General features: G+C 59.0%; 1 pseudogene. It reads left to right on the top strand.

The features are described 5' to 3' along the window. Positions 1-493, top strand: a pseudogene (locus tag AWU74_RS07955) (DNA mismatch repair protein MutS); the annotation flags it as partial.

Below are 493 nucleotides of genomic sequence, written 5' to 3'. Positions count from 1 at the left end.
AAACCTCCCCCCTTCTCCCCTTGCCGAGTCTCCGCCCGAAGCGCCACCCGCCGGCTTGCTGATCGACTATCTGTCAAAAAACTCCGCTTCGTCCCTGCCGCATATTTCAAACATTCAGGTATTCCGCGACGCTGACTACCTGCTTATCGACGATTCGTCGCGACGGAACCTTGAGATTACGGAGAACCTGCACGACGCGACAAGCGCGCATACCTTGCTTGAGGCGGTGAACTTTACCAAAACAGCTATGGGGTATCGGCTTCTGAAAAACTGGCTGCTGTTCCCGCTCCGCGACGCGGACGCAGTCCGCATTCGGCAAACATATGTCCGCCGCTTTGCCGAAGACCGCCGGAATCTCAGCGCAACGCGAGATAAGCTCGCGTCAATCCTCGATATTGAGCGGCTTGCGGGGCGCATTTCTATGGACCGCGCCCACGCGAAGGACGTGCAGGCGCTCCGCGCAAGCCTTGCGTCGTGGCTCAACGTCCGTGCT

Source organism: Treponema endosymbiont of Eucomonympha sp. (genome assembly GCF_001028545.1).
Note: the sequence above shows the minus strand (reverse complement) of the source record. Positions and strands in the feature narration are given on the sequence as shown.